Here is a 1,257-nt window from a genome sequence, read left to right as displayed (position 1 = left end):
CAGCAGGATCAGGCCCTCGCGGCGTAACGACGGCGTGTCCAAGATCACGGGGAAACTTCAGCGTATGTCCTTCTCCAGGGCCTGGACGTTCTTGTGGGCGCCTCGCCGTATCTGCTTGTCCGTCAGCAGCCCGAACCACCGCTCGACCTGGTTGAGCCAGGAACTGCTGGTGGGCGTGAAGTGCACGTGGAAGCGGGGGTGCGCGGCCAGCCATCGCTGGATGGCAGGTGTTTTGTGGGTGGAGGCGTTGTCACAGATCAGGCGCACGTCCAGGCCGGCGGGCACCTCCTTGTCGATCCGGACGAGGAACTTCTTGAACTCCACGGCCCGGTGACGCCGGTGGATCTGCCCGATGACCTCGCCGGTGGCGGCGTTGAGTGCGGCGAACAGGGTGGTGACGCCACCGCGCACGTAGTCGTGGTTGCGCCGCTCGGGCATGCCCGGCATCATCGGCAGCACCGGCGCCGACCGGTCCAGAGCCTGGATCTGCGTCTTCTCGTCCACGCAGAGCACCAGCGCGTGCTCGGGCGGTGCCAGATACAGCCCGACCACGTCGCGGACCTTCTCGATGAACTGCGGGTCCTTCGAGAGCTTGAAGGTGTCCACCAGATGGGGCTTGAGGCCGAAGGTCCGCCAGATCCGCGAGATCGCCGACTGGGACAGGCCCACCTCCTTGGCCATCGCCCGCGTCGACCAGTGCGTGGCGTCCCTCGGCGTGCTCTCCAGCGTCCTGACGATCACCTCTTCCACCTGATCGTCGGTGATTTTCCTCGGCCCGCCCGGACGAGGCTCGTCGGTCAGACCCTCCAGCCGGTCGCGCACGAACCGGGCCCGCCAACGGCTGACCGTATGCGCCTCGACACCCAGACGGGCCGCAACGTCCTTGTTCGTCAGGCCAGTTGCGCTCTCCAGCACGATCCGACACCGCAGAGCCAGAGCCTGCGAAGAAGTCCGGCGCCTGGCCCAGCGGGTCAACGTCTCGCGTTCATCATCGGTCAGCACCAGCTCGGCCTTCGGCCGTCCCATCCTCGCCATCCGACCAGAATGCCGCACCCGGACAGATTACGAAGCGAATTCCCGACTCAGGACACTAGTTCTGCGGTGCCAGGGTGCGCAGGACACAGAACTCGTTGCCCTCGGGGTCTGCCATGACCACCCAGTTTCGGTCTGAGCCCTGGCCCACATCCGTCCTGGTGGCGCCGAGGCCGAGCAATCTGGTCACCTCGTCCTCGGTACTGCCGTCGATCGGGCTGACGT

1 protein-coding gene and 1 pseudogene are annotated in these 1,257 nt (G+C 66.2%); both read right to left on the bottom strand.

Annotated elements, in window-relative coordinates; translation table 11 throughout:
- Positions 1-60: 60 nt before the first annotated feature.
- Positions 61-1,035: pseudogene (locus IEZ19_RS49895) on the bottom strand (IS630 family transposase); the annotation flags it as partial.
- A 55-nt stretch (positions 1,036-1,090) separates the two neighbouring features.
- A partial coding sequence (locus IEZ19_RS49890) for a VOC family protein (RefSeq protein WP_268248812.1) occupies positions 1,091-1,257 on the bottom strand: 167 nt, incomplete at its 5' end.

Source organism: Streptomyces brasiliensis, from assembly GCF_014647875.1.
In the GTDB taxonomy this organism is placed as follows: Bacteria; Actinomycetota; Actinomycetes; order Streptomycetales; family Streptomycetaceae; genus Streptomyces; species Streptomyces brasiliensis.
This window is presented reverse-complemented; position numbering and strand designations above follow the sequence as displayed.